A 1691-nucleotide genomic window follows, 5' to 3' on the forward strand; every position below is an offset into this window, starting at 1 on the left:
CAGTTCGCCGCGCAGCAAGCCCGGCGCGACATCGGCGGCCATCAGCGCGCCTTCGATCAGCAGCGTGCCGCTGCCGCACATCGGATCCAGCAGCCCGCCGCCCTGCGCATACAGGGCCGGCCACTGCCCGCGCAGCAGCACCGCCGCGGCCAGGTTCTCCTTCAGCGGCGCCTCGTTCTGCGCCTGGCGCCAGCCGCGCCGGTGCAGCGAGCCGCCGCCCAGGTCCACCGACAGCGTCGCGCGGCCCTTGCGCAGCGACAGGTTCAGGCGCAGGTCCGGGTGCTCCACGTCCACCGACGGTCGCTCCAGGCCCTCGCCGCGCAGCGTGTCCACCACCGCGTCCTTGACCCGCTGCGCGGCGAAGCGCGCGTGGGTGATGCCGGTGCCGGACACATGCGCGTCCACCGCCAGGGTGTGCTGCGGCGCCAGATGGCTGCGCCAGGGCAGCGCGGCCACGCCGGCGTACAGTGCCGCCTCGTCGGGGCAGTCGAAGGACTGCAACGGCCACAGCACCCGGCTGGCCAGGCGCGACCACAGCACCGCGCGCTGCGCGTCCTGCAGGCTGCCTTCGGCATTGACCCCGGCGACGGTGGCGGTGGCCTGCGCCACGCCAAGCGCGAGCAGTTCATCGACGAGCAGGTATTCCAGGCCCTTGGCGCAGGAGACGAAGAATTTCACGGAAGGCGGACCAGGACGGACGGGAGGGAGGCACGGCGGACGCCGCGCGCGTGGCGCATCGCAGCGCCGGATCCGGCGTTACCGCGGCCGCGGCCGCGGATCGAGGGATTGGCACGCGCACGCACCGCACCGGAACGGCGCGCAGAATACCACAGGGTCCGTGCGCCCCTGCCTGCTGCGCGGTGCCCTGGCGCAGGGTGCGCCGCGGCCGCCACTGGCCTCGTGTGACGGGCACAGCGACGTCGCCCGCCGGCGTTCGCTTCGCGACCACCCCGCGCCGTGGCAGATGAAGCTGGCGCTGCAGACGCGCTCTCCTGCCGCCTGGTGCGCGACGCATCGCGCAATGCGAGACCACGAATCCGGCGCCGGGCATGCCCGGCGGCAGACCCCGTCGACGGCAGCGCAGGCCACTCACCACGGCGTCAGCCGCCACGCCTCGGGATCGGCCTGCAAGCGCTGCTGCAGGCGCAGTGTGTCCAGGAACTCTGCATCATGCGAGACCACCAGCAGCGCGCCGGGGTACTGCAGCAGCACCGCGCGCAAGGCGTCGCGGGCTTCGCGGTCCAGGTGGTTGTCCGGCTCGTCCAGCAACAGCAGTTCGGCCGGCGGCGTGCGGTAGAAGGCGCAGGCCAGCGCAGTCTTCAGTCGCTCGCCACCGCTGAGCTGGCCGCAGGGCACGCCGATGCGCTGCGCGTCCAGGCCGAGCAAGGCCAGCCGCGTGCGCAGGTCGGCGAGTGCGATGCCGGGCGCGGCGGCCTGCACCTGCGCCAGCGTGGTGGCGTCCGGGTCCAGCGCCGCCAACGACTGGTCCAGGTAGGCGCTGGCGGCGCGTACCCGGCAGCTGCCGGACAGCGCCGCCACCTGCCCGGCCAGCAGCCGCAGCAGGGTGGATTTGCCGCTGCCGTTGGCCCCGACCACGCCGATGCGTGCGCCGCCCTGCACCACCAGATCCAGCGGCTGCCGCGTCGCCGGCGCGAACGGTAGCCGCACTGCCTGCAGCTCGACCAGGCGAC

General features: G+C 74.0%; 2 protein-coding genes. Both read right to left on the reverse strand.

The genetic code is table 11. From position 1 onward, the window contains the following. Positions 1-678: THUMP domain-containing protein (locus tag D588_RS25090; RefSeq protein WP_043085456.1), on the reverse strand; the 678-nt coding region annotated here is incomplete at its 3' end. 411 nt (positions 679-1089) lie between these two features. Beyond that, on the reverse strand, positions 1090-1691 hold a 602-nt coding region (locus tag D588_RS0116440; protein WP_017916753.1), incomplete at its 5' end, for an ATP-binding cassette domain-containing protein.

Origin of the sequence: Xanthomonas sp. SHU 308, from assembly GCF_000364645.1 — a bacterium.
GTDB lineage: Bacteria > Pseudomonadota > Gammaproteobacteria > Xanthomonadales > Xanthomonadaceae > Xanthomonas_A > Xanthomonas_A sontii.